At 64.2% G+C, this 25280-nt stretch carries 18 protein-coding genes; 7 read left to right on the top strand and 11 right to left on the bottom strand.

Features of this window, described 5'->3' with window-relative positions; translation table 11 throughout:
* Positions 1-13 precede the first annotated feature (13 nt).
* On the top strand, positions 14-5455 hold the full coding sequence (locus AADA15_RS07340; protein WP_341640888.1) for an alpha-2-macroglobulin family protein: 5442 nt from the start codon (positions 14-16) through the stop codon (positions 5453-5455).
* A complete protein-coding gene (gene pbpC, locus AADA15_RS07335; protein WP_437343179.1) occupies positions 5452-7536 on the top strand; it encodes a penicillin-binding protein 1C in 2085 nt (694 codons plus the stop codon). Before AADA15_RS07340 ends, pbpC begins: the two co-directional genes overlap by 4 nt.
* Positions 7537-7709: 173 nt before the next feature.
* On the opposite strand, the gene AADA15_RS07330 is transcribed toward pbpC, so the two are convergent.
* From AADA15_RS07330 to AADA15_RS07315, 4 genes are read right to left on the bottom strand one after another with little or no spacing between them, the layout of a single operon-like run.
* On the bottom strand, positions 7710-9752 hold the full coding sequence (locus tag AADA15_RS07330; RefSeq protein WP_341640887.1) for a hypothetical protein: 2043 nt from the start codon (positions 9750-9752) through the stop codon (positions 7710-7712).
* Positions 9753-9761: 9 nt separating this feature from the next.
* Positions 9762-12548 carry a DUF4159 domain-containing protein gene (locus tag AADA15_RS07325; protein WP_341640886.1) on the bottom strand — a complete coding sequence of 929 codons (2787 nt, stop codon included), beginning with the start codon at positions 12546-12548 and terminating at the stop codon, positions 9762-9764.
* Positions 12545-13444, bottom strand: a complete 900-nt coding sequence (locus tag AADA15_RS07320; RefSeq protein ID WP_341640885.1) for a DUF58 domain-containing protein — start codon at positions 13442-13444, stop codon at positions 12545-12547. Before AADA15_RS07320 ends, AADA15_RS07325 begins: the two co-directional genes overlap by 4 nt.
* The gene (locus AADA15_RS07315) at positions 13441-14448 is read right to left on the bottom strand and encodes an AAA family ATPase (RefSeq protein WP_341640884.1); all 1008 of its coding nucleotides are present in this window, start codon (positions 14446-14448) and stop codon (positions 13441-13443) included. Before AADA15_RS07315 ends, AADA15_RS07320 begins: the two co-directional genes overlap by 4 nt.
* 64 nt (positions 14449-14512) lie before the next feature.
* On the opposite strand from AADA15_RS07315, the gene AADA15_RS07310 reads away from it, so the two are divergent.
* From AADA15_RS07310 to AADA15_RS07295, 4 genes are all read left to right on the top strand, one after another.
* Complete coding sequence (locus AADA15_RS07310) at positions 14513-15097, top strand: DUF1285 domain-containing protein (protein WP_341640883.1); 585 nt, start codon at positions 14513-14515, stop codon at positions 15095-15097.
* Positions 15098-15262: 165 nt separating this feature from the next.
* Positions 15263-16015 carry a hydroxypyruvate isomerase family protein gene (locus tag AADA15_RS07305; protein WP_341640882.1) on the top strand — a complete coding sequence of 251 codons (753 nt, stop codon included), beginning with the start codon at positions 15263-15265 and terminating at the stop codon, positions 16013-16015.
* A gap of 102 nt (positions 16016-16117) precedes the next feature.
* Positions 16118-16348 carry a DUF2798 domain-containing protein gene (locus AADA15_RS07300; protein WP_341640881.1) on the top strand — a complete coding sequence of 77 codons (231 nt, stop codon included), beginning with the start codon at positions 16118-16120 and terminating at the stop codon, positions 16346-16348.
* Between the two features lie 81 nt (positions 16349-16429).
* Positions 16430-17440 (top strand): aminoglycoside phosphotransferase family protein, encoded by a 1011-nt coding sequence (locus tag AADA15_RS07295; RefSeq protein ID WP_341640880.1) that lies wholly within the window; start codon positions 16430-16432, stop codon positions 17438-17440.
* A gap of 4 nt (positions 17441-17444) precedes the next feature.
* Here AADA15_RS07295 and AADA15_RS07290 read toward each other — a convergent pair whose 3' ends face one another.
* The 4 genes from AADA15_RS07290 to AADA15_RS07275 form a co-directional block, all read right to left on the bottom strand.
* Positions 17445-18203 carry an ABC transporter ATP-binding protein gene (locus tag AADA15_RS07290; protein WP_341640879.1) on the bottom strand — a complete coding sequence of 253 codons (759 nt, stop codon included), beginning with the start codon at positions 18201-18203 and terminating at the stop codon, positions 17445-17447.
* A complete protein-coding gene (locus AADA15_RS07285) occupies positions 18200-19261 on the bottom strand; it encodes a FecCD family ABC transporter permease (protein WP_341640878.1) in 1062 nt (353 codons plus the stop codon). The genes AADA15_RS07290 and AADA15_RS07285 overlap by 4 nt, the downstream gene beginning before the upstream one ends.
* A gap of 5 nt (positions 19262-19266) precedes the next feature.
* Positions 19267-20382, bottom strand: a complete 1116-nt coding sequence (locus tag AADA15_RS07280; RefSeq protein ID WP_341640877.1) for an ABC transporter substrate-binding protein — start codon at positions 20380-20382, stop codon at positions 19267-19269.
* A gap of 174 nt (positions 20383-20556) precedes the next feature.
* Positions 20557-20922 (bottom strand): hypothetical protein, encoded by a 366-nt coding sequence (locus AADA15_RS07275; protein WP_341640876.1) that lies wholly within the window; start codon positions 20920-20922, stop codon positions 20557-20559.
* A gap of 117 nt (positions 20923-21039) precedes the next feature.
* Here AADA15_RS07275 and AADA15_RS07270 point away from each other — a divergent pair, with 117 nt between their 5' ends.
* Entirely contained in the window at positions 21040-21930 is an 891-nt protein-coding gene (locus AADA15_RS07270; RefSeq protein ID WP_341640875.1) for a DMT family transporter, read from the top strand.
* Here the strand turns inward: AADA15_RS07270 and AADA15_RS07265 are convergent.
* From AADA15_RS07265 to AADA15_RS07255, 3 genes are read right to left on the bottom strand one after another with little or no spacing between them, the layout of a single operon-like run.
* A complete protein-coding gene (locus AADA15_RS07265; RefSeq protein ID WP_341640874.1) occupies positions 21927-22595 on the bottom strand; it encodes a FadR/GntR family transcriptional regulator in 669 nt (222 codons plus the stop codon). The genes AADA15_RS07270 and AADA15_RS07265 overlap by 4 nt on opposite strands.
* An 18-nt stretch (positions 22596-22613) precedes the next feature.
* Positions 22614-23438 (bottom strand): sulfite exporter TauE/SafE family protein, encoded by an 825-nt coding sequence (locus AADA15_RS07260; RefSeq protein ID WP_341640873.1) that lies wholly within the window; start codon positions 23436-23438, stop codon positions 22614-22616.
* A gap of 34 nt (positions 23439-23472) precedes the next feature.
* On the bottom strand, positions 23473-25263 hold the full coding sequence (locus AADA15_RS07255; RefSeq protein ID WP_341640872.1) for a gamma-glutamyltransferase family protein: 1791 nt from the start codon (positions 25261-25263) through the stop codon (positions 23473-23475).
* Positions 25264-25280: the final 17 nt, after the last annotated feature.

Here is a 25280-nt window from a genome sequence, read left to right as displayed (position 1 = left end):
TTTGGAGGGTGCCATGCTGGTTCGATTTATTGCCGTTTTTGTTTCGCTATTGTGGATTTCGGTGGCTCATGCGCAGTCCGCGCCAGATCAGGTTCTGCCGCAGGTGCGGTACCAGTCGTTTGCGGACACCGATTACTACGGCTCTGATCTGCAGGCTCTTTTCGACACGGACCTAAGGTCCTGCGTCAAGGCCTGCAGCGCTGACGTCAATTGCGCCGGGTTCTCCTTCAACAGCAAGGCCAATGCCTGTTTCCCGAAATCGCAGATGAATGAGCCAACGCCCTACAGTGGCGCACTCTCTGCCGTGAAAGTGCCGGTGACGGCGGCTTTCCAATCGGCTGCCCGTCAGCGCGCAGATGCGGCGCCGTTCCTGCGCCCTCGGGATTTTGAGGCCGCGCTCCGGCAGGCAGGCGACATCGGTCTGCGCTACCCGGCCTACGGCGCCAGCCTTGACGAGATGATCCGCACCGGGCGGATGCAGGCGCGCGGCGGCAATGTACAGAACGCGCTTGGCTGGCTTAGTGCAGCGGTTGCGATTTCGGACGATCCCGTCTTGTGGAACGAGATCTCCACGCTCTGGCTGCGAATCGCGGAGCAGGGCAACCAGAATAAGCAATCCCGGCGTGAAGCGGCCTTGTCCGCGGCGATAAACGGTTACCTGCGCGCCAGACCGCAGCCGCAGCAGGCAGAAGCGATGCTGCTCGCCGCCCGCGCCCTCGAGAGCCTTGGCCGGGGGCGTGATATGCTGCCTGCTTTGCGCCTTGCGCAGGATCTCGCGCCGCGCCCTGAAGCGGCGGCACTGCTGGACGAGGCGATTGGAAAATACGGCTTTCGCGTTTCGGGCAGTACCGTTGAAAACGACAGTGCCGCCCCCCGGATCTGCGTGGAGTTTTCCGAGGATCTGCAGCGCAGCGGTGTGAATTATGGCGATTTCATCAAGGGCATGGATGCTGGCCTTGCGGTTGAGGCCAGTGGTCGTCGGCTGTGTCTCGATGGCGTGGAACACGGCAAACGGTATCGCTTCACTTTGCGGCGCGGCCTGCCCGCTGGCAGCGGTGAGGCTTTGATCCGCGAGGTGGAGCTGACCCACTACGTGCGAGACCGCGCCCCTGCCGTGCGTTTTCCGGGCCGCGCCTATGTGCTTGCGAAATCTGATCAGATCGCCTTGCCTGTTGAAACGGTCAATATCAGCGACATCAGCCTGCAACTGCGGCGGGTCAGCGACCGAAACCTGCTGCGCACCCTGCAGGAGGGATATTTCGGTCGCCCCCTGTCCCACTGGCAGGATGAGTATTTCTCCTCCGACATCGGAGAGGAAGTCTGGACCGGAACCGCTCGCGTCCAGAATGATTTGAACCGCGACATGACCACCCGAATTCCCCTGGCTGAGGTTTTGGCTGACCGACCGGTAGGGGTCTATGCACTGACGGCCCGTGTTCCGGGGGCTGACCCCTATGATGACCCCGGTGCGACCCAGTGGTTCGTGCTGACGGATCTTGGTCTGAGCACCATGGCGGGTGTCGACGGGCTGCATGTACAGGTGCAGGGGTTGACGGACGCAAAGCCCCGTGCCGGGGTCGAAGTAACGCTTGTTTCCAACGCGAATGCCGTGCTGGCGCGCGCTGAAACCGATGCGACGGGCTATGTCCGCTTTGCGCCGGGCCTGTCGCGCGGGCGGGGTGCTGCGATGCCTGCAATGGTCATGGCAAGACAGGGTGATATGGATTTTTCCTTTCTATCACTTAGGGGTGCGGCGTTTGACCTATCGGATCGAGGGGTCGAAGGGCGACCCGCGCCGGGTCCGGTGGATGTCTTTCTTACCACGGATCGCGGCGCTTACCGGGCCGGGGAGGTGATCCATGTGACGGCCCTGACCCGTGACAGCCGCGTCCAGGCGATCGAAGGCCTGCCCCTCACTGCGATCCTGCACCGCCCTGATGGGGTGGAGTACAGCCGTCATGTCTCGGCAGCGGGAGAGACCGGAGGACATGTGTTGTCTCTACCGATCGGTCAGTCGGCTCCTCGCGGCACCTGGCGGTTGGACCTCAAGAGCGATCCCAAGGGCCCTGCGCTGGCCACGCGGCAGATCCTTGTCGAGGATTTCCTGCCCGAACGGATCGATTTCAGCCAAAGCGTTGCCAATGCCGATGCGTTGATGCCCGGAGAGGCGGCGCAGCTCGATATCTCGGCCCGATACCTGTTCGGCGCGCCAGGCAGCGGCTTGACCATCGACGGCGATCTGCGCCTCAGCGCCAGCGACACGGTCGAGGGCTGGCCCGGCTACCGCTTTGGCCGCTATGATGCGCAGTCCAACCCGCAGCGCTCGTACTTTGGCGGGGAAAAGACCGACGCGGCAGGAGCGGCCTCGCTTGTGGTGTCTCTGCCTTCTGCCGTCGCGGAGGGCAAGCCGATGCAAGCGACGTTCGTTACACGGCTGATGGATGGCGCTGCTCGCCCGGTTGAGCGTGAGCTGACGATTCCTGTCCGCCCCGCGACGCCGGTGATCGGCATCCGCCCCCTGTTTGAGGGTGTGGTCGGCGAGGGCAGCGAGGCCGGATTCGAGGTGATCTCCCTCGGCCCTGACCTTTTGCCAAAGCCGATGCATGTGAAATGGACCCTGAACCGGGTCGAGACGCGCTACCAGTGGTATCAGCTTTATGGCAACTGGAACTGGGAGCCGACCACCCGCCGCACTCGGGTTGCTACCGGAGAAGCGACGCTCGGCACCGCGCCGCTGCAACTGTCCGAAGCCGTTCAGTGGGGTCGCTACGAGCTGGTGATTGAACGGCTGGATGGCACGCCCGTCTCTGCGGCTCTGGATTTCTATGCGGGCTGGTATGCGCCAGCCGATTCTGCGGCTACGCCTGACCGGTTGGACCTGTCATTGGATGCGGGCAGCTATCAGCCCGGTGATACCGCGCGACTGCGTATCGTGCCGCGGGCGGCGGGGACGGCGCTGATCACGGTCGTTTCCAACCGCCTGATTGAACGCATGGCAGTCGAAGTGCCCGCTGGTGAGACGACGATCCCCTTGAGCGTGACCGAGGAGTGGGGCAGCGGCGCCTATGTGACCGCGACCGTGCTGCAGCCTGTCACGGGGCAGGCCAGCCGCTCCCCGGCGCGGGCGCTGGGGCTCGCCCATGCAACGGTCACTCAGCCCGGACAAGAGCTGAAGGTCGCAATCGATGTGCCCGAGGTGGCGCGCCCGCGTGGCACCCAGATGGCGCGGATCAGCGTCGATGGCGCAGCCGCAGGCGAAGAAGTTTGGCTGACCGTAGCTGCCGTGGATCTGGGCATCCTGAATCTCACCGGATTCCAAAGCCCCGATCCCTCAGGGCATTATCACGGACAGAGGCGGTTGGGGATGGAGCTGCGCGATCTTTATGGTCGTCTGATCAATCCAGGAAACGGCGCCATGGGGCAGGTGCGTTCGGGCGGGGATGCCGACAATGGCATGCGCATGCAGTCGCCGCCGCCAACGCAGGATCTGGTCGCGGTCTTCTCTGGCCCCTTGCAGGTCGGGGAAGACGGAACTGCCATGTTCCCCGTCGACCTGCCCGCCTTCAATGGCACGGTCCGGTTCATGGCAGTGGCCTGGTCGAAACGCGCCGTGGGGCAGGCCGAGGCAGATATGCTGGTGCGGGATCCTGTGGTCGTGACCGCTGCGGTTCCGCGTTTTCTTGCGCCTGGGGATCAGAGCCGTGCCCGGATCGAGATCGTTCATGCCGATGGTCCTGCCGGGGAAATGGCGCTTGCGGCGCGCTCTGTCGGTGCGGGGATCAGCCTTGGCAACCTGCCGACCTCGGTCATTTTGGCTGAGCAGGGCAAAGCGGTGCTGGAGCTTCCGGTGACGGCCCTTGGCGCGGGTGACCCCGAGATTGAACTCACACTGACGACGCCTGCCGGGCTGCCTTTGACCCAGCGGCTGCGCCTGCCGGTCCGGGCGAATGATCCTGCTGTCGCGCAAACGCGGCGCTTCCGTCTTGCAGCGGGCGACAGCTTCCAGTTCAGCGAGGATGTCTTTGCGGGCCTCAGACCGGGCACCACGCGCGCGGTGCTTTCTTCCGGGCCTTTGGCAAGGTTCGACGTGCCCGGCCTTCTGGCACAGTTGGATCGCTATCCCTATGGCTGCACCGAGCAGGTAACGTCCACCGCGATGCCGCTTTTGTACCTGTCTTCGGTCGCCGAAGCCGCAGGGCTGGGCGATGCCCCTGCTGTGAGTGCGCGCATTGATACCGCCATTCGCAAGGTTTTGACACGGCAGGCAAGCAATGGGGCCTTTGGCCTTTGGCGGGCAGAAAGTGGGGATTTCTGGCTCGATGCCTATGCCAGCGATTTCCTGTCTCGCGCCCGTGCGCAAGGACACGACGTCCCGGACCAGGCCTTTGCTCAGGCCATGGACAACCTGCGAAACCGTATCAACTACGCCCCCGATTTCGATGAGGGCGGAGAAGACATTGCCTATGCGTTGCTGGTTCTGGCGCGCGAAGGGGCCGCCGCAATGGGCGATCTGCGCTATTATGCGGATGTAAAATCGGGCGATTTTGCCACCCCGCTGGCAGCTGCGCAGCTGGGGGCAGCCCTTGCGGCCTACGGTGATCAGCGGCGTGCAGATCGAATGTTCGCCCGTGCCGCGCAAATGCTTGGCCGTAGCGGTGCCGAGGCTCCGGTCTGGCGGGTCGACTATGGGACCCATCGCCGGGATGCGGCGGCAGTTCTCGCCTTGGCCAGCGAAGCGGGTAGCGCCGCCGTCAGCCGCGACTACTTGCTGGCGCGTATCACCGAAGATGGCTCGTCCATGTCAACGCAAGAGGCCGCCTGGACCCTGTTGGCAGCTCAGGCTCTGGTTTCAACCCCTGAGGAAAGCGGCCTGCTGATCAACGGACAAACTGCCAGCGGACCGTTTATTGAAGTGCTGGAGGGCGGCAGCGGTGCAGATCCCAAGTCCATCTCTGCTGCCTCTGGCCGTAATATCGAGGTCACGTTGACCACGATGGGCGTGCCCGAGATCGCGCCGGAGGCGGGTGGCTATGGCTACACATTGAACCGCTCTTATTACACGATGGAGGGCATGCCGATCGACAGCCTCAGTTTTGAAACCGGAGCGCGCTTTGTGACGGTGCTGACGGTTATCCCGCATGAAGACACCGGAGCACGGCTGATGGTGGATGACCCGCTGCCCGCCGGGGTGGAGATCGACAATCCAAACCTTTTGCGCTCAGGCGACCTGCGGGATCTGGACTGGCTGAAGCTGAGCGAAGCCACCCATGCCGAGTTCCGTGCAGACCGGTTCCTGGCGGCGGTTGATATCGGTGGCAGCGGCACGGTGACCCTCGCCTATGTGGCCCGCGCGGTGACACCGGGCAGCTTCCATCACCCTGCTGCCTCGGTCGAGGATATGTACCGTCCCGCCTATCGCGCCCATACCGCAGCAGGCCGGGTCGAGGTTCGATGAAACGAGTGGGGCGGGGGGTGTCCGTGCCTTTCGTCTGGTCTGTCAGATTCCGTTGGCTTGGGCTGGCCTGTGCATTGGCTCTGGGCCTTGGCCTTGGCTGGCGCCAGTTCGATGCTTGGATTGAGCGGACCGAGTTGCCCCTGACGCTCACCGAAATCTCGACCGAAGTTCTGGATCGCAGCGGGCAGATCTTGCGCGTCTATCCGGTGGAGGATGGCATCTGGCGCATGGGGCTCAGCCTTGATCAGGTGGATCCGCGTTTCCTTGAGATGCTGATCGCCTATGAGGATCGCCGCTTTTGGTCCCATTCGGGTGTGGATGTGCTGGCGCTTGTCCGGGCAGCGGGACAGGCGCTGCGACATGGGCGGGTGGTTTCGGGAGGTTCCACCCTCACCATGCAGCTTGCGCGTCTTTTGGAAGATGGTCCCACAGGGCGCTGGTCCGGAAAGCTGCGCCAGATCCGGCTGGCGCTGGCGTTGGAGCGGCGCCTCAGAAAATCCGAGATCCTGACGCTCTACCTCACCCATGCACCCTATGGCGGCAATGTCGAAGGGGTGCGCGCGGCGGCCTATGTCTGGTTCGGAAAGGAGCCGCGCCGCCTGACACCGGCAGAGGCCGCGCTGCTGGTCGCCTTGCCACAGTCACCCGAAGGCCGCAGACCCGACCGCGCACCCGAGGCGGCTCGGGCTGCACGGGCGCAGGTCCTGGCGCGGATGGCTGCAAGCGGCGTATTGGATCCTGAAGATGGGATAACTGCCGGCAGGTCATCCTTGCCAGTGGTCATGGCCGAGATGCCCCGCTTGGCGCCGCATCTGGCCGATCGCCTGCGCCTTGAGATGCCGGGTGCGCAGCGGCTGTCATTGACCGTTGATGCAGAGCTTCAGACCCGGATGGAACGGTTGGTGCAAGCGTCCGCACGGTGGGCCGGGGATCGGCTGTCGGCGGCGCTGATCGTGGCCGACCACCAGAGGGGCGAGGTGCTCGCCTCTGTCGGCTCACCCGGTTATGCAGATCAGGGTCGGCAGGGGTTTGTGGATATGACCCAGGCGCTGCGGTCTCCCGGCTCAACCCTGAAACCTCTGATCTACGGGCTGGCTTTCGATCAGGGGCTGGTGCATCCGGAGACCCTGATCCACGACGGCCCGGTCGATTTCGAAGGCTATGCGCCGCAGAATTTCGATGGTGTATTCCGTGGAGATCTACGGGTGCGCGAGGCTCTGCAGCTGTCGCTGAACATACCGGTGGTGAAACTGACCCGAGAGCTTGGCCCGGCGCAGGTCATGGCCGCGCTGCGCCGTGGGGGCGCCGACCCACATCTGCCGGGTGGCGCGCCCGGTCTTGCGATATCGCTGGGTGGAGTGGGTCTCTCCCTGCAGGATCTGGTGCAACTTTATGCGGGTTTGGCTGCAGGCGGACAGGGCGCAGATCTGCGCGTTCTGGGCGGTACGGCCAGGTCCGAACGCCCCAGGATGATTTCGGATGTGGCAGCCTGGCATCTGGGCGACATCCTGCGCGACCTCGCTCCGCCGCCGGGTGGGCGGGCGGGTGTTCTGGCCTACAAGACTGGCACATCATACGGACACCGTGATGCCTGGGCGGTGGGCTGGGATGGGCGCCATGTGATCGGCATCTGGATGGGGCGGGCCGATGGCACCCCGGTGCCTGGCGCCTTTGGGGGCGATTTGGCCGCACCTGTTCTGTTTGAAGCCTTCGGCCTGTTGAAGCCGGAATACGATGCACTCGCCCCCCCACCTGCCGCGACGCTGATATTGTCTGCTGCTGCACTGCCCGCACCCTTGCGCCGCTTCCGGGCTCGGGGTGCCGTGTTCGAACCGGCAGGAGATGCGCCTCAACTCCTGTTCCCACCCGATGGAGCACGGCTTGCGCTGGAGGGCCAAGGCCTGCCGCTCAAGCTGCGCGGCGGGCAGGCGCCCTTTGTCGTGCTTGCTGATGGGAGGCCTGTTCTGAAGGGGTTTCAGGCCCGTGAGCTTGAAATCCCGAGCCCAGGTCCGGGGTTTTCCGATCTGGTGGTGGTCGATGCGGCCGGGCGGTCCGCGCGCGTCGCAATCCAGATAGAGTGATCGATCAATCCGGCGCGCATTTTGTGTCACGCCGGGCAGCCATTCCAGACAACGCCGCGCTTGCGCGGCGCCTGGCCCAACTGGAGAGGTCTCCGGCAGGAGACCCGATACGGGCGGGAGGGACCCCGTTCACCTGTGTCAGAACGGCCAAGGAAACTTTACCAAACGATCGGTCAGCTCCGCCCTTCCCGCAACCAACCGGCGGTCATCAGTGCGGCAATCACCAGCAGCATGAGCCAGGTCGGCAGCAGGGGGTGCTGAGAGACTGAAAGGGTCTCATAGGCCTCGCGCGGGGTCAGGCCGATCCAGCCACGCCCCGACGCGGGGCGTCCTTCTCGCACATCACGCAGACGGGGAAGCCCCTCTTCAAGCCGCAGGATCCCGCCGCGCGCTGATGCAATCACCGGGCGCAGAATATCCCCGGTGGCGATTGTCTGGGCGAACTCCTTTGGCGATGCGGGGCCCAGGCCGATCACCGCTTCTGCGTCCCCCTCTTTCAGCCGATAAAGGCCGATTTCGCTGCCTGTGTAACGCCCCTGCCAGATTCCAGCAGCCACTTCCGCCAGTTCAAGCGCTGTCTCGCTGCCGTCTGGGGCCGTGATGGTCACCGCGCCGATGCTGTCTTCGAGACTGCGCCGCGTGATCTGCATGGTCTGGCCCGTCGCCTCGGCGGTCAGAACCTCTTCTTCCAGTTCCGGCTCTTTCATCATCCAGTGGGCCAGTCGGCGCAGCAGCTCAAGTTGTGGGCCGCCGCCCTCATAGCCGCGACTCCAGAGCCAGGCATGATCCGAGGCCAGAAGAGCAACCCGGCCTTCACCTTCGCGATTGAGGATCAGGAGCGGGCGCCCGTCGACCCCTTCCATCAGGACATTGCCCTCGGGCGCTTCGAGATCAATCTGTCGCAGCCAGCGGCCCCATGTGCCGTCTGCCTGCAGATCTGCAGTCACCGGGTGGCGGGTGCCAAGGTCCGTCACTTCCGGCAGATAGGGCTGCTCAAAGACGCGCGCCGTGGGGCTGGCGGGCAGGACGGCCGACAGGGGGCTGCGATAGATACTGGCAGCACCGGCAAAATCGGGGCCGGCGGCGATCAGAACCGCGCCGCCCTTGGAGACATAATCAGCAACATTGTCGAGATAGATCGCAGGCAGAATGCCGCGCCGTTTATAGCGGTCAAAGATGATGAGATCGAAATCGTCGATCTTTTCCAGAAACAATTCGCGCGTCGGAAAGGCGATCAGGCTCAACTCGTCCACCGGCACTCCGTCCTGCTTTTCCGGCGGGCGCAGAATGGTGAAATGTACCAGATCGACCGAGCTGTCCGATTTCAGGAGGTTGCGCCACGTACGCCCGCCGGGATGCGGCTCGCCCGAGACCAGAAGCACGCGCAACCGGTCACGTACCCCATTGATCTGGATGAGCGCGGTGTTGTTGCGCGTGGTCAGCTCTCCGTCCGCTTCGGGCGTTGAGAATTCGATCACGTTTCTCCCGCCATGGGGCAGCGCCAGTGGCAGGTCGAAATCCACGCCCACCGGCAGGTTGAACCGCTTGGGGTCGCCCCCGTCGATGGCAATATCCAGGGGGGCCGAAGCGCTCCCCGCAGGTACCGCGCCCTGGTCTTCGATGCGCAGCGTCAGGGTAATCGGCTCGCCAATAATGCCAAAGGCGGGGGCGTTGCGGACCGCAAGTCTGCGGTCCCAGTCGCTGTCTTTGCCGGTCATCAGCAGGTGAAGCGGGGCAGGAAGGTCCGGCACCCGATCCGCATCATGCACCTGCCCGTCGGAAAGGGCGATGATGCCTGCAATCCGTCCACGGGGCGCGTCGGCCAGCGCGTCCGAGACAGCCTGCATCAGGGCGGTGCCGCTGTCATCCGCCGCATCCGGAACGGTAATCCAGCGGGTTTCCGTGTTGGGCCGTGCCTCCAGAACGTGTGCGAGTTCTTTCGTGGCGGCCTTCATCTGCTCGGGGCGTCCGGGCAGGCTTTGGCTGGCGGTTTCATCTGTTGCGACGATGACAATATCGCTGAGCGGCGCGGTGTTTTCATTCTGCACAACCGGCCCTGCGAGCAGAGCCAGGAGCGCAAGCGATGCGCCCGCGCGCAAGAGCCAGCCGCGCATCCGGGTCCAGATCGCAATAAAAAGGGCGACAGCGGTTATCGCTGTCAGCGCCCAGATCGCAGGCCAGGGCAACAGAGGATCAAAAAGGATTGTCTGGGTCATGGCCTGCCTCTATTGTCCCAGCCGCTCAAGCAGGGCTGGTACATGGACCTGATCGGATTTGTAGTTCCCGGTCAGCACATGCATCACCAGATTGACCCCGAAGCGTCGTGAGAGTTCCCTTTGCCGTTCACCGGCAAAGCCACGTCCCACTGGCAGCAAGGGGCGCCCGTTTTGATCCACCGCCCAGGCCGAGGCCCAGTCATTGCCGCCGATCACCACCGGGGTCACCCCGTCATTGAGGTTGCGAAAGGGGATGCCTTCGGTCTGTTCGGCATCGGGCGGGGCCGCTTCGACCCAGAGCGGGCCACGGGGGTGACGGCCGGGAAAATCCTGCAGCAGGTAAAATGTGCGGGTCAGAACATGGTCCGATGGCAGAGGCTCCAGTGGCGGGATGTCCAGCGCCAGGGCCAGTTGCTGCAACCTGCGGGCTTGCGGGCTGGTGGCACCGACTGCGGCGACATCCGCATCGCGGGTGTCGAACAGGATCATGCCGCCACTGCGCAAGTAGGCGTTGAGCCGGTCATAGGCGGCAGGGGATGGCATTTTCTGATCGGCTGTCACGGGCCAGTAGAGCAGGGGAAAAAAGGCCAGTTCATCCCGTTCAAGATCAATGCCGACAGGGTCCGATGGCTCAATCGAGGTGCGGAAGAACAGCGTGTCAGACAGGCCCTGCAGACCGGCCCGTGCGATCCGGTCGACCTCTGCATCTCCTGTCAGAACATGGGCCAGGGTCAGCTCAGCCGCCATTGCGATTGGATCGTTTGAGCCTTCGCTTTGCGCAAGGACATCATCTGCCGAAAGGGCCAGACTGGCGAGCGTCAGACCCGCGATCAACGGTACCGCAGCCGTTCTGCGTCGCAGGTTCGCAAGCTGGCCTGACACCATGAGCGTGGCAAGCACATCCAGTGCCAGCAAGGCAACCGCCAGACCCAAGAGCATTCCGCCCAGGGGCTGCTCCTGCGGCAGGCTGTAGCCCAGTACCATTGCGGAGGCAGGCCAGGTCGCCGCTCTCAACGTGTCATCCGGTCGCATGACATTGCGCGCGAAGGTCTGACTGCCGCTGTCATAAAGACCGGGGCGCAACAGGGGGCCGGCAGGGGCCGTGATCAGGTCCGGACCTTGCACACCCGGTAGGGTGCCCGCATCGCCCGCGCGGCCAAAACCGTCGATGACCGAGACCGGCCGCCAGACCGTTCCTTCAAGGCTGGCCGCCTCGGGCGTGCCCACCGACGAGGATACCGCGAGCCGCTCCAGCATTTGCACAAAGAGGCCTGACAGCGGCAGGCTGCTCCATTCCGCATTCGCTGTTACATGGAACAGCACCACCTGCCCCTGTCCCAGCGCTTTGCGTGTGACCAGCGGCGTACCATCGGCCAGAGCCGCGATGGAACGTGCTGCAAGCGTGGGGTCGGGTTGCGCAACGACCTGCGCCGTTACGGTGACCTCATCGGGGGCCACCAGTCCTGCAAAAGGAGTGCCTTCGGCAAAGGGCGCAAGGGTCTTTGGTTCTCCCCAGCTCATGGCGCCGCCGATGCTGCGCCCGCCAAGGCGCAGGCGGACGGGCATCAGCGGCTCTTCTTCACTGCGGGCGGTGTCGCTGGCGGCAAGGCGCGGCCCGGCAAAGCGCACCAGAAGGCCGCCCGCCTCGACCCATTCGATCACCGCCTCTTCCTGCGCGGGCGGCAGGCGGGCCACATCGGCGAGGATGATCACATCGGGATTGGCAGGCAAAAGGTCGCTGAGCGCGCCTTCCAAGAGGTCTGCAGAGGGCAACAGCGCCTGCCGCAGATAGTGCAGCGGCGACAGCAGCGCGAGGCCCTCGTCTTCGCTTTCGGAGGCGATCAGGGCCACCTCGCGGCGGCGCAGCCCATCGTCTGCCAGAGCAACGGCCCCGGCGCTGCGCTGGCCGGTGAGTTCAAAGCGGGTGATGCGCGCGCGCAGTTCGGACGGAAGCGCCAGACGCACGGTGGCGCGGCTTTCACCGTCTTCAAATCTCAGCGTGGCCTGCGCGAGGCTGCGCAGGGTGCCGCCCGGATCGCGGCCTCGGGCTTGCAGGGTCAGCTCTTCGATGGGGCCTGCAAGGCTGCGTTCGGCGGTCAGCTCCAGTGCACCATCCGCGATTGTGGGCGGGGCAAGGGCATAAACAGGGCCGGGGTGTTCGTATACGGTAAGCGTGCCGCGTGCCTCGAGCGTGGCGATCACTTGGTCGCGGCCGGGATAGTCCAGCGCATCGCTGAACCAGAGCGTCTCAAAGCTTTCCGATGCCGTTTCGATATGCGCCAGCGCCTGCTCCACCTGAGCGGCGGAGGGTTGCCAGGGTTGCGGGTCCAGACCCGGCAACTGCTGCAGCCAGTCGGCGGCGGCGCGGAATTGCAGTTCGTCCGGTTCGCTCAGGCGCAACAGGGCGACTGGGCGACCGGCCCGCCCGGCTTCTTCGAGGCGCATGGAGATCTGATCACGGGTTTCCTCCCAGCCTTCGGCACCCGCCCAGGTCGCATCCATGACCACCAGCAGCGGCCCGCTGCCAGTCTGGCGGGCCTCGGGATTCAGCACCGGACCGGCGAGACCGATGATGGCGGCGGCCAGCGCCAGCATGCGCAGCAGCAACAGCCACCAGGGCGTACGGTCAGACAGGCTCTCGTCATCGCCAAGGCCCAAGAGCAGGGTCACAGCCGGGAAGGGCTGCCGCCGGGGTGCTGGCGGCACTGCGCGCAGGAGGATCCAGAGGATAGGCAGGGCCAGAAGGCCGAGCAGGAGCCAGGGATAGGCAAATCCGATGCCAGCGATCAGGGTCATGCGGGGGACCTTTCCAGCGCGTGATAGAGCCACATCAGCGCAGATTGCGCTTGATCGCCTGTGTGATGCAGCCCAAGGCGCCAGCCTGCGCTGCGGCACAGGCGATCAAGCGCATCGCGCCGCTCCGCCAGCCGGTCGAGGTAGCGATCCTTCAGCGCCGAGGCTTTCAGTGTTTCATGGGTCAGCCCACCGGTGATGCTGTGAAATCGGGTGCGCCCCGAAAAAGGAAAGCTCTCCTCGCTTGGGTCCAGTACCTGCAACAGAACTCCGCGCACGCCCCGGTCGGCAGCCTTGGTCAGCGCCAGCTGCAACTCGTCAAAGGGGCCAAGGAAATCCGAAATGAACAGGGCGCGGGCATGGGGCACCATGGCGCGATGTTCGGGCGGAGCGTAATCGGCGTCATCCTCGGCGCCCAGCGCCTCGGCCAGACGCAGAACCTGTGCCTTGCCGCTGCGGGGCGGCAGCTTGCCGCCGGTGAGGCCCACCCGTTCCCCGCCGCGCAGCATCAGCACCGAGGTCGCCAGCGCCAGAAGGCGGGCGCGGTCGATCTTTTGCGGCAGATCGGGGGAAGAGGAAAACCGCATCGAGGCGCCAAGGTCCGTCCACAGGTGCACGGTCTGGGCGATCTGCCATTCGCGTTCGCGCACGAATTGCACATCCCCCCGCGCCGAGCGGCGGTGGTCGATCATGCGGCGACTGTCGCCCTGTTGCAGGGGGCGATATTGCCAGAAATCATCGCCGGTTCCGGCGCGGCGCCGCCCGTGTTCCCCCAAAAGGACCGAGCCTGCCAGCATCTGCGCCTGCACCAAAAGCGGCGGCAGGGCGCTGGCTTCGGCCTCGGACCGGTGGCGCAGGTCGGCAGCGCCCTGCGTGGAAGAGGCGGCGGGCTGGCTCACGCGGCGACCCCGGTGCGCGCGAGGCTTGCGGCGGTCTCGTCGATCAGATCGGCCAGGCTTTCGCCACGGGCGCGGGCGGCAAAGTTCAGCTGCATCCGGTGAGTCAGCACGGGTCGGGCCATCTCGATCACATCCTCGGCGCTGGGCGCAAGCCGCGCCTGCAACAGCGCGCGGGCGCGCACCGCCAGCATCAGCGCCTGCGCCGCGCGTGGACCCGGTCCCCAGGCCACGGTCTGGGCAACGCGGTCCGACACGCCCGGTTCATCGGGACGGAAGGCGCGCACCAGATCGAGGATCATCTCGACCACGGACTCCCCGACCGGCATCCGGCGCAGCAGGGTCTGGGCGGCGATCAGCTCGTCGGCGGAAAAGACCTGATGGGCCTCGGCCTCTTCCACGCCAGTGGTCGCCAGGAGGATATCGCGTTCGGTGCCGCGGTCGGGATAATGCACGTCGATCTGGAACAGGAAGCGGTCCAGCTGCGCCTCGGGCAGGGGGTAGGTGCCTTCCTGCTCGATCGGGTTCTGGGTGGCCAGCACATGAAACGGCGTTCCCAGCGGGCGGTCTTCGCCTGCGACGGTCACGGTGCGCTCCTGCATCGCTTGCAGCAGCGCCGATTGGGTGCGCGGGCTGGCGCGGTTGATTTCATCCGCCATCAGAAGCTGGCAGAAGATCGGTCCCGGCACGAAGCGGAAGGCGCGGGTGCCGTCTGCGGCCTTGTCCAGCACCTCGGAGCCGAGGATATCGGCCGGCATCAGATCGGGGGTGAACTGGATGCGGTTGCCATTGAGGCCCATCACGGTCGAAAGCGTTTCGACCAGCCGTGTCTTGCCAAGGCCCGGCAGGCCGACCAGAAGCCCGTGACCACCACAGAGCAGGGTGGCAAGGGTCAGGTCCACGACCCGCTCCTGTCCGATAAAACGGCGGGTGATCGACGCGCGCGCCTGTTGCAGCTTGGTTTCGAGCGCCTCGATCTCGGCCAGCAGATCATCGGGTTCGGACATGACTTTCCTTTCACAGCGCATATATGTGAGTAGTGTATAGCGCCCAGCGGAAATGGCAAAAACAATGAGTGGACAAAACATCGTGACACCGACAGCCGACGGGTTGGCCGCATCAGCCAAAGCGGCCCGAAAAGGGGGCGGATTGCCGCCTGTTCACCTGTGGAACCCGCCGTTTTGCGGCGATCTGGACATGCGTATCGCACGCGATGGCACCTGGTTCTACCTGGGCACTCCGATTGGGCGGTTTGAACTGGTGCGCCTTTTTTCATCAATCCTGAAGCGCGAGGGAGACAAGTACTTCCTTGTGACCCCGGTGGAGAAAGTCGGGATCACGGTCGATGATGCGCCTTTCGTGGCGGTGGATTTCGAAGCGGCAGGGACGGGCGTCGCTCAGGTCCTGACCTTCACCACTCATGTCGGGGACAGCGCGGTTGCCGGTCCGGATCATCCGATCCGCGTGGTGCGCGATCCAGAAAGCGGTGAACCCTCTCCTTATGTTGAGATCCGCGCCGGCCTTGAGGCGCTCATCGATCGCAAGAGCTTTTACCGGCTGGTTGAACTGGGCGCGCATCACGAAGGCTGGTTCGGGCTTTGGTCGTCGGGGCAATTCTTTCCTGTCATTCCCTCTGTCGAACTCGAAGAGGTCTGAGCGCAAGGGCGGTGGTCGTGCATCGGCGGCGCGAAAGACGGCTCTGGCGAAAACGAGTCGAGAGTATGGCGATTGTGTGGCGGTTGCCTTCAATGCCTGATGTTCCGTCCCTTGGCGCAGAAACGCCAAAACGATAGACCTTCGCCCAAAACCACAGGACAGTTCATGCCACGTTTTGCCGCGAATATCTCATTGCTTTTTGCCGAACTCCCCTACCTGGAGCGCTTTGCGGCGGCAGCCAAGGCTGGGTTCGAGGCGGTTGAGATCCTGTTTCCCTATGAACTGGCAGCAAAGGAAACCCAGCGGGCGCTTTTGTCCAATGGGCTGGAGTTGCTGCTTATTAATGCGCCGCCTCCCAACTATACCGGCGGCATGCCCGGTTACGCCGCGCTGCCGGGCGGTACGGACCGGTTTCAGCGGGATATCCGCCGGGTATTGCGCTACGCGGACATCCTGCGTCCCGGCGCGATTCACATTATGTCTGGCTACACCTCAGGGGATCTGGCCAAACAGACCTTCATTCAGAACCTGCAATGGGCCGCTGACCGGGCACCTTCGCAGCAGTTCACCATCGAACCGCTGAACTCGGGCGATCAGCCGGATTACTTCCTCAACGACTACAACTTGGCCGCCGAGGTGCTTGAGGCCGTGGATCGCCCGAATGTCGGCCTGCAATACGATGCCTATCACGCCCAGCTGATCCATGGCGATGCGCTCAAGGTCTGGGAAAATTTCTCGGAAAAGGTCGTTCACATCCAGATTGGAGCAGCCCCCAGCCGCTGCGAGCCGGGCACGGGTCCGGTTGATTTTGAGGAACTTTTCGCCGCCATTGATGACAGCGGCTATGAAGGCTGGGTCAGCGCCGAATACACGCCGTCCACCTTGCGTACCGAAGACAGTCTGGGCTGGATGATCTGAGACTTTCGCACAGGGAGTTGTGCTGATGTGAAGCCGCAAACGGCTGGCATTCTTGCTTCGTCTGTCACATATATACCGCTGAATGTGATCAAGGAGTCGTCCATGCTGCCTGCTCGTTTCGCCCCGGTCCTGTTTGGTTTCCTTTTGTCCGGGATCATGTCCTGCATCGTGACCTTTGTTGCGGCCCTCAAGAATGTCGGCTTCACGGCGCAGACCGTGGATGCCTGGCTCAGCGCGTGGTTGTTCGGATGGCCGGTTGCCTTTTGCGTGGTGCTGGTCGTGGCGCCGCTGGTGCGCGGATTTGTGAACCGGCTGGTGAAACAGGGCTCATGACCCTTCAGGTCCTCTGGACGAGAGCCGCAAAATCCTGCAGGTCGGAAGGCATCTCAGAACCTTGACGCAAAGCGCCCAGCTATGACTGCCTGCACCTCTTCTGACCTTGTTGCCTTTCTCGCCGCCTGTGGCGAGACGGACGTATCCCTTGCGCCCCTGCCGGGGGATGCCTCTGCGCGGCGGTACTATCGGCTTGAGGGGCGCGGCAAGATGCTGATGGAGGATCGCCTTGATCCGGTCGGCTTTGCGGGGTTCATCCGGATTGCACGTCACCTTGCGGACCTTGGCCTCAGCGCACCGCAGGTCCATTGTGCTGATGCTGAAAGCGGCCTTGCCCTGATCGAGGATTTTGGCACCCGCACCTACAGCGTGCAACTGGCCGCAGGACGGGCCGAGGCGGAGCTCTATGCGCTGGCCGTCGACGCTCTGTTGCACCTGCATCACCACCCGCAAGCGGCTGCTGTGGATGTGCCGGACTACGATTTGGCGACCCTCCTGGATGAGCTGTCGATTTTCACGCAGTGGTTCGCGCCTGCCCTGCGCCCGGATGTTGATGTGGTGGCCTTCGATGCGGCCTTTCGTGCGCTGTGGCAGGTTCCGCTTGCCAGTCTGGGCAAAGGGCCGCGCACGCTGGTTCTGCGGGATTTCCACGTTGACAACCTGATGGAGCTGGACCGGCGCGAGGGTGTGCGCCGCTGTGGCTTGCTGGATTTTCAGGACGGGGTGATTGGACTGCCGGAATATGATCTGGTTTCCCTGCTGCAGGACGCACGCCGCGATCTGGCGCCGGGACTGGAGCAGGCGATGCTGGAACGCTACATCGCTGCGGCCCCTGCTACCGCCGGAGGCCCGGCAGAGATACGGCGCCGCTATCACCTTCTGGGGGCGCAGCGGCACACCCGGATCGCAGGGGTCTTTCTGCGCCTGAACCTGCGCGACGGCAAACCCGGATACCTGCGCTTTCTGCCCCGTGTGCTGCGCCAGGTAGAGATGGCCCTGGAGGTCGCCGGACTGACCGATGTCGCGGAGTTCCTTGATCGCGAACTACCCGGTTGGCGACAGGCGGCCCCGATGCTTGCGGGAACTGCCTGAGACATCAGACGGGTCTGATCGGGCGGATGCGGAGATCGCCCCGCTCGTTGGTCGAAACCTCGGCATGAACCCCATAGATCGCGGCCAGACGCTCCGGTGTCAGCACCTCGGCGCAGGTTCCTTCGCCATTGAGCCGCCCGTCGGAAAGACAGATGACGTGATCGGCAAACTGCGCCACAAGGTTCAGATCGTGGAGCGCAATCACAGCGATCATGTTGCGGCTCTGCACGGTCTCCTTGACGGTCTCAAGCACAACAAGCTGATGGCGCATGTCGAGCGCAGCGGTGGGTTCGTCCAGCAGCAGCACCTCGGGGCGGCGGAACATGGCCTGCGCGAGGAACACCATCTGCCGCTGTCCGCCGCTGATCTGGTCGAGCGCGCGCGCCGCCAGATGGGAAATGCCGAACCGGGCCAGTGTTGCCTCCACCTCGTCCTGCAACTCTTGCGGTACCGACAGGCCTAGGCTGCGCATACGGCCCAGAAGGACCACCTCGAAAACGCTGATGCTGCTTTGGGCGCCGCTGTCCTGTGGCATGTAGGAAAAGATCTCGCGCCGCCTTGGCGCATGCAGGACTTCGCCGTTCAGCGTCACCTCTCCGGTGGCGGGCATCAGGCCGGAAACCGCCTTGAGCAGAGTCGATTTTCCGGTGCCATTGGGGCCGATCAGGGCGGTGATCCGGCCCGGTTCCAGCTGGGCGGTGACGTTGGTCAGGACCGGCTTACGCCCATGACTTGCATAAAGGGATTGGATCGAAAGGCTCACCAGCTTCTCCTTTTGCCGCGCAGGATCAGGATGAACAGGAAGGGCACACCGAAAACGGCGGTGACGATGCCGATCGGGATCACATGACCGGGTGAAATCAGTTTCGACAGGACCGAGGCCGCCACCATGACAAACGCGCCGGTCAGCGCGGCCATGGGCACGAGGAACCGTTGATCCTCGCCCACCAGCATGCGCGCGATATGGGGCGCGACAAGACCGACAAAGCCGATGGTGCCAACAAAACAGATCGCGCCCGCGGTCAGAATGGCGGTCAGGGTAAAGACCCGGATCCGTAGCTTGCCGACATCGACACCGACGGCAGCGGCGCGCTCGTCCCCCATGCGCAGGGCGGTAAGCCGCCAGAGGTCGGGCAGCAGCGCGAGGATGCAGAGGGCGGTCAGGCCTGCGCTGATCGGCAGGTTGGACCAGCTTGCCTTCAGCAGCGATCCGAACAGCCAGAAGACGATAGCCTGCAGCACCTCGGGTTCGGCCATGTATTGCAGCATGGATTGCAGGGACTGGAACAGAAACAGCGTGGCAATGCCCGCAAGCACCATGATCTCCGAACTCATGCCCCGTACGCGGGAAAACCCGTAGACCAGCGCGGATGCGCAGGCAGAGGCGACGAAGGCCGCGAAAGGCACGGTGAACAGACCTAGGATCGGCAGCGTGATCCCGGTCAGCAGCGCCAGCGATGCGCCAAAGCCGGCAGCGGCGGACAGGCCCAGTGTATAGGGGCTGGCGAGCGGGTTGCCGAGAATCGTCTGCATGGCCACACCCGCAACGCTCAGCGCCACGCCGATGGTGACGGCCATCAGGGTCATGGGCAGGCGGATCGACCAGACGATCACCACATTGGTGGCATCCGCCGAGCCGGGAAGAAACAGGGAGTGCAGCACATCCGCCAGCCCCAGCATCGCCGGGCCCGTGAGGATATCCAGCACCATGGCCAGCCCCAGCGCGGCGGCACCGATGGTCAGCCAGAAGAGGCGCCGTGCAATGATGCGGGCGTAGAGAGGGGCGGCGCCAACCGCCCCTTCCGCAGTGGTGTCATGCACTAAGGTCATCCGTTTGCAGGATCCGGCAGGCGCGTCATGTAGGTGCCTTGGAACTGGATCGGCATGTATTTGGCAAAGAACGCCTCAAGGTTTGCCTGCGGGTCCACATCGGCAAACAGATCGGGGTGCAGGGCCTTGGCCAGATACTGCAGGAAGACATAGTCATAAAGCGTGCGCGCGCCGCCGTGGTAGATGGCGTGGATATTGCCATCCTTTACAGCAGACAGACCTGACCAGCCGGCCCGGTTCATGTAGGGCTGCATGCGCTCATGGGGCAGCGCAGGATCGATGCCCGGCCCCATGATCACCGCCTTGTCGCGGCCCATCCAGCCGGACCCGGCGAGGAAGATCACATCGGGGTTCTGCGCCAGAACGTATTCCGGGCTGAGGGGACCCCATTTCTCGATCTCGGTCGCGGCGATGTTGGCACCGCCAGCGGTCTCGATCAGGCGACCCCACATGGTGTTGCCATAGGAGTTGTCCACCTCGTCAGCACCCTTGCGGCCCAGTTCGACATAGACTTTGGGGCGCTCGGTGACGCTTTCGAGGCGCTTGGTCACGTCCTCGACCGCCGCCTTGTAACCCATGGCCAGTTCGGTTGCGCGCTCAGTCGCGCCCAGGATCTGACCCAGCGCCAGGGTGGAGGCGACGTGTTTTTCAACGGTCTGCGCGTTGAAATCCAGCACCACCACCGGGATGCCGGCGGCTTCGAGCCGCTGAACCGTGTCGCCAAGGGCATTGTACTGCCAGCCCGCGAGCAGGGCGACGTCCGGCTTGGCCGCCAGCGCGGTTTCCAGCGAGAAGGTTCCGCTGTCTACTTCGCCCACATCGGCAAGGGTGTCGATGCGCGGAACTGCGTTTACGTAGGCCTTCCACTGCAGGCCGCGCCAGCCTTCCCAGGTGCTGCGGGAAATGGCGACCACGCGGTCATAGGCGTCGGCGCCGCCGACGGCGAAGAAGTCTTCGTAATAGAAGCCAAGCAGAATGCGCTCGGGGTTTGTCGGCACCTCGACCTCGCGGTCGTAGGCGTCCTTGACGGTCATCGTTTCTGCCGCAGCAGGCGAGATAAGAGCCACTGCCAGCGCAAGGCCGGACAGCAGACGTGCAAGAGGTTTCAGCACGGGAATAGTCTCCTGAGTTTTTGGATATTGGCGCGCGGGCACAGGGTGCCGACACGAGGGGTATGGGCCGCAGGCGCTGAGTCACTAAAAGGACGCAGGCAAAGCCAAGGCGCAATTCGGGGGGAGAGGGCAAAGGGGGCAGCGCATAGCTGCCAAAGCGGTCAGCCCGTCAGATCAGGCTGCGGGCGGTGCCCGTGGCGCGTGGGAGGTCTGCGTATTTAGTTGCGGCAGCACGGCTGCCTCTGCCACCTGATCAGGCAGCGCGACATATTCCATGTCGCGATAGAGGCACAGCGGCTCCGGCATCATCGCCGCATCCACCAGTCGGCACAGCGGGCAGGAGGCGCTGGCCTCGCCGGTATCGCTGAACTCGCCGCAGAAATCCGCCGCCGCCTCGCCGTAGATCGCGATCATCTCGGCTGGGAGGGTCGCTTCCTGGGCTGTCACACGCTGATGCCCGAACCCAACCGTCACCATGGTGATGGTGAAGGCCAGAACCGTCAAAAGACGCAGGCAGAAACGGGCAGGCAAGCGGGTCATGTGATCTCGATAGCGCAAGTTCACGTCGATGTGAAAGGAAAAACCCGGTCACGCAAACAGGCTTGGGCCTGAGGAGTGACCTTGCCAACGACCGGTCTTTCGCGCAGGAGAGTCCGCATGAATGATACCGAAACCAAGGGTATTACGCTGCGAATCCTGTCCGGTGTGCTTTTCACCGGCATGGCGCTTTGCGTGAAAATGGCGAGCGGGCATGCGCCCCTGGGACAAATTGTCTTTGCCCGGTCCTTTTTTGCGCTGCTGCCGCTGGTGCTGTTCCTGTGGCTGAGGGGCGAGTGGCCGAACGGGCTGGCAACACAGCGCCCTTTCGGGCATCTGATGCGCTCTGCCCTTGGGGCTGCGGGAATGTTTGCCTCTTTTGCGACGCTTGCGCGCCTTTCGGTGGCCGAGGCGACGATGCTGGCTTACCTCTCCCCCCTTTTTACCGCGCTGATTGCCGCCGCGTTTCTGTCGGAGCGGCTGACGCGGGGGCGGATCCTGGGTATTGGCTTGGGCCTTTTGGGTGTGGCCCTGGCGACGGGGCCGCAGATCTGGGCGGGACAGGGCGCTGCAGAAACGTCGCTTTCGGGCTATGGGCTGGGTCTCTTGACCGCGCTGCTGACGGCCTTGGCTTTGATCATGGTGCGCCGTCTCAGCCAGACCGAAACCGCAGGATCCATCGCCTTCTACTTTATCGTGGTTTCGATGCTGGGCGGGCTGATGACGCTGCCCTATGGCTGGGTCTGGACCGATGAAAAGACACTTGTGTTCCTGGTGCTGTCCGGCCTGTTCGGAGGCGGCGCCCATATCGCGATGACCCTGGCCTTCCGATATGCCGAAGCCTCGCGCCTGGCCCCGTTCGAGTATCTGGCGCTGGTCTGGGCCTTTCTTGCGGATCAGATCTTCTTTGCCACGTCCCTGCCGCTGACAACGTTGGCCGCAATCGGGGTGATCCTGGTGGGCTCGATCCTGGCGGCGGCTGACGGGCGCGGGGCACGAAAGCCCGCCTAAACCTTTGCAAGCGTGTCCGAGACTGTGCGCAGGTGCTCGGTCATAGCAGCTTCGGCCCGCGCAGCATCGCCCTTTATGATGGCCTCTGCCAGGGTCTTATGCTGCCGGGCCAGAAGCGGAAAAACCTCATCCGAATACGCCTCGGCCCGCGGACGGGTCCAGCTTGCCTCGCGCCGGATGCTGCGGATCGCTTCGTACATGGTAAGATACAAGGCGTTGTGCGCCATCTCCGCGATCTTGTAGTGAAAGATGTCATCCGCAGCGTCATAGGATGCCTGGTCGTTGACCTTTTGGGTTGCAGCAGCGATCTGGGCAAACTGGGCGCGCTCCTGAGCGCCAGCGCGGGAGGCGGCGAGCGCCGCAAGGGTCGGCTCGAGCCCCAGGCGGACTTCCATGACATCGGCGGGGGTGATGCGTCTGGCAAGGGGTTTCAGGCGTGCTGCATCGGTGGCCGGGGGCGGCAGGGCAAAGGTGCCCTGACCCCGGCGGCGGAAGATGGTACCATCGGCGGCGAGCAGGTCCAGAACGCACCTGAGACGCGCGCGGCTGATCCCCAGGCGCTGGGCCAGCGCCCGCTCCGGTGGCAGGCGGCCATCCTCGTTGAGCATGGCGCCGTCGGCTATCTCCTGACGCAGGAGATTTGCGATGTTTTCGTCGCTGGGCATGGCTGGGTGCACGATGGCTTATCCGAAGAAAAGATCCTTGAACATCCGCGCCGAGGTGATCAGCAGGAAGAGACCAAAGGACAGCCGCAGCGCCCGGCGCGGGATGCTGTGGGCCAGCTTCACCCCCACCCGCGCGAATGTGGTGCTGAGAGGGATGATCACGGCCGCAAGGAAGAGGTTCACGTAACCGAAAGAAAACGGCGGCAGGCCCTCTGCTCCAAATCCGGTTGCCATGTAGATCAGCGCGCCAGGAACGCCGATGATGAAACCGATGGCGGCCGAGGTACCAACGGCTTTGCGGATGTCATAGCCAAGGAAGTTCAGCATCGGCACGCAGACGGTGCCACCGCCGATGCCCATCATGGCGGAAATCGATCCTGCCACGACCCCTAGCCCCGCCCAGACCGGTTTTGAGAAACTGCGCGGGGTGTCGCTGTCCTGTGCCTTGCGCAGGATCATGTCGAGCGCGACAAGGACGGCAACCGTTGCAAAGACGGCGATCAGCACTTGGCCGGAAACGACCCCGCCCAGGATGCCGCCAATGACCACCCCCACCAGGATCGACGGCGCCCAGAGCCGCAGAAGATCCATGTCGATGGCGCCCTTCTTGTAGTGGCCATAGCCCGAGGACAGCGATGTGAAGACGATGGTCGAGAGCGATGTGCCCACCGCCACCTGCATGGTCAGCGCGGGCTCCATACCGGTGAGGGACAGGGCAAAGTAGAGCGCCGGCACGATGACGATGCCGCCGCCGACGCCCAGAAGACCGGCAAGGATGCCGCCGACGATACCCGAACCTGCGGCGACGGCGGCCAGGGTCAGAAGCGTGTTCATATCAAGCATGGTGTATTCCCTTGTGGGTTATGTCGGTTTGGGCCTAGCGGCCGATTGCATAGGCCTGCATCAGGCGCGGCGTGGCGGCGGCCTGAAGCGTGCCATCCGCATGGCGCAGGGCGGCAGTCAGGCGGCCCACGGTCCAGGGGTCGGCCACGGTCACGATATGACCACGGGCACGCAGGGCGGCGATGGTGGCGGCATCATAGCTTGCCTCGATCATCATCTCGCCGGGCCGCGCCTCGCGCGGGAAGAAGCTGCCCTGAAAATGCATCGTGTGGAACAGCGGCGCATCCAGCCCCTGTTGCAGGTCGAACCCGTGGTGCACGAAGCGCAGGAACCAGATCAGCTGCCACTGGTCCTGTTGGTCCCCTCCCGGCGTGCCAAAGACCAGCCGCAGCCCATCTTTTTCGGCAAGGCTCGGCGTCAGGGTGGTCCGCGGACGTCGCCCCGGCGCCAGCGAGGTGGGCAGGCCCTCCTCCAGCCAGAACATCTGCGCGCGCGAATTGAGCGGGAACCCAAGGCCCGGAATGACCGGATTGGATTGCAGCCAGCCGCCCGATGGCGTGGCCGAAACCATATTGCCCCAGCGGTCGATGATATCCAGATGCACCGTATCGCCGCGCTTTTCGGTCAGGTGGGCCATGGTCGGCTCCTGAGGGACGGCATTCGCAACGCCAAAGTCGCGGGCGGCGCGCTCGATATAGGCATCCGCCAGATGTTCAAACCCCGGCACCCGGCCCGGACGCTGCTCCGTAGAGGCTTCGCGCGTGATCAGCTTTGCGCGCTCTGCGTTGTAGGCATCGGACAGCAGCACCTCCATCGGCACCTCGCTGTGGGCGGGATCGCCGTAATAGGCCTCGCGGTCGGCATAGGCGAGCTTCATGGCTTCGATCACCGTATGGGTGAACTCGTCCCCCAAGGGATCCATGACGGTAAGGTCGAAGTGTTTGAGGATCGCGAGGCCCTGCAGCAACACCGGCCCCTGCGACCAGGCGTGGGTCTTGTGGACCGTCCAGCCGTGATAGTCGTAGGTCAGCGTCGGCTCATAGTCGGCGCGCCAGCCTGCCATGTCGTCGGCGGTCATCACCGCGCGGTTTTTCTGCTCGGAGACATCATGGACGCAGGCGTCTGAGAGGTAATTAAAGATCGCATCGGCGACGAAGCCTTCGGCCCAGGCGGTGCGGGCAGTGTCGATCTGGGTGATGCGGTCGCCACCTGCGGCTTCGCCCAGTTCCAAAAGACGCTGATAGGTGGTAGCGAGATCGGGATTGCGGAACATTGCGTGTGGTTCAGGGGCCGCGCCGCCCGGTGTCCAGACCTCGGCGGAGGAGGGCCACTCGCGGGCGAAATACTCAGCCAGATCCGCGATGGTATGGGCAACGCGCGGCAGCACCGGGTGGCCGTCGCGGGCATAGTCGATGGCGGGGCTCATCACTTCACGCAGGGACAGGCTGCCATGATCGCGCAGCATCAGCATCCAGCCGTCAAAGGCGCCCGGCACCACGGTAGAGAGCAGCCCCGATCCGGGGATCAGCGACAGACCTTGCGCCTTGTAGTGGTCGATGGTCGCGCCCGCCGGGGCGGGGCCCTGGGCGGCCAGAACCTCGGTCTTGCCGGTCTTGGCGGAATGGAAGATCGCGGGCAGATCACCTGCCGGGCCGTTCAGATGCGGCTCGACCACCTGCAGGACCAGCCCCGTCGCCACGGCAGCGTCAAAGGCATTGCCGCCCTTTTCCAGAATGCCAAAGCCCACGGCCGAGGCGATCCAATGGGTCGAAGTGGCGACGCCAAAACTGCCGCGGATCTCGGGGCGGGTGGTAAAGGACTGCACGGCTGTCTCCACTGATG

It is taken from the genome of Phycobacter sedimenti, from assembly GCF_038148855.1.
In the GTDB taxonomy this organism is placed as follows: Bacteria; Pseudomonadota; Alphaproteobacteria; order Rhodobacterales; family Rhodobacteraceae; genus Phycobacter; species Phycobacter sedimenti.
Note: the sequence above shows the minus strand (reverse complement) of the source record. Positions and strands in the feature narration are given on the sequence as shown.

Coding starts and splice junctions, on each gene's coding strand:
- AADA15_RS07315 (WP_341640884.1), bottom strand. CDS start 14,448: ATGTCCGAACCCGATGATCTGCTGGCCGAGATCGAGGCGCTCGAAACC.
- AADA15_RS07260 (WP_341640873.1), bottom strand. CDS start 23,438: ATGCTTGATATGAACACGCTTCTGACCCTGGCCGCCGTCGCCGCAGGT.
- AADA15_RS07300 (WP_341640881.1), top strand. CDS start 16,118: ATGCTGCCTGCTCGTTTCGCCCCGGTCCTGTTTGGTTTCCTTTTGTCC.
- AADA15_RS07270 (WP_341640875.1), top strand. CDS start 21,040: ATGAATGATACCGAAACCAAGGGTATTACGCTGCGAATCCTGTCCGGT.
- AADA15_RS07340 (WP_341640888.1), top strand. CDS start 14: ATGCTGGTTCGATTTATTGCCGTTTTTGTTTCGCTATTGTGGATTTCG.
- AADA15_RS07325 (WP_341640886.1), bottom strand. CDS start 12,548: ATGACCCTGATCGCTGGCATCGGATTTGCCTATCCCTGGCTCCTGCTC.
- AADA15_RS07265 (WP_341640874.1), bottom strand. CDS start 22,595: ATGCCCAGCGACGAAAACATCGCAAATCTCCTGCGTCAGGAGATAGCC.
- AADA15_RS07330 (WP_341640887.1), bottom strand. CDS start 9,752: ATGACCCAGACAATCCTTTTTGATCCTCTGTTGCCCTGGCCTGCGATC.
- pbpC (WP_437343179.1), top strand. CDS start 5,452: ATGAAACGAGTGGGGCGGGGGGTGTCCGTGCCTTTCGTCTGGTCTGTC.
- AADA15_RS07305 (WP_341640882.1), top strand. CDS start 15,263: ATGCCACGTTTTGCCGCGAATATCTCATTGCTTTTTGCCGAACTCCCC.
- AADA15_RS07310 (WP_341640883.1), top strand. CDS start 14,513: ATGAGTGGACAAAACATCGTGACACCGACAGCCGACGGGTTGGCCGCA.
- AADA15_RS07275 (WP_341640876.1), bottom strand. CDS start 20,922: ATGACCCGCTTGCCTGCCCGTTTCTGCCTGCGTCTTTTGACGGTTCTG.
- AADA15_RS07295 (WP_341640880.1), top strand. CDS start 16,430: ATGACTGCCTGCACCTCTTCTGACCTTGTTGCCTTTCTCGCCGCCTGT.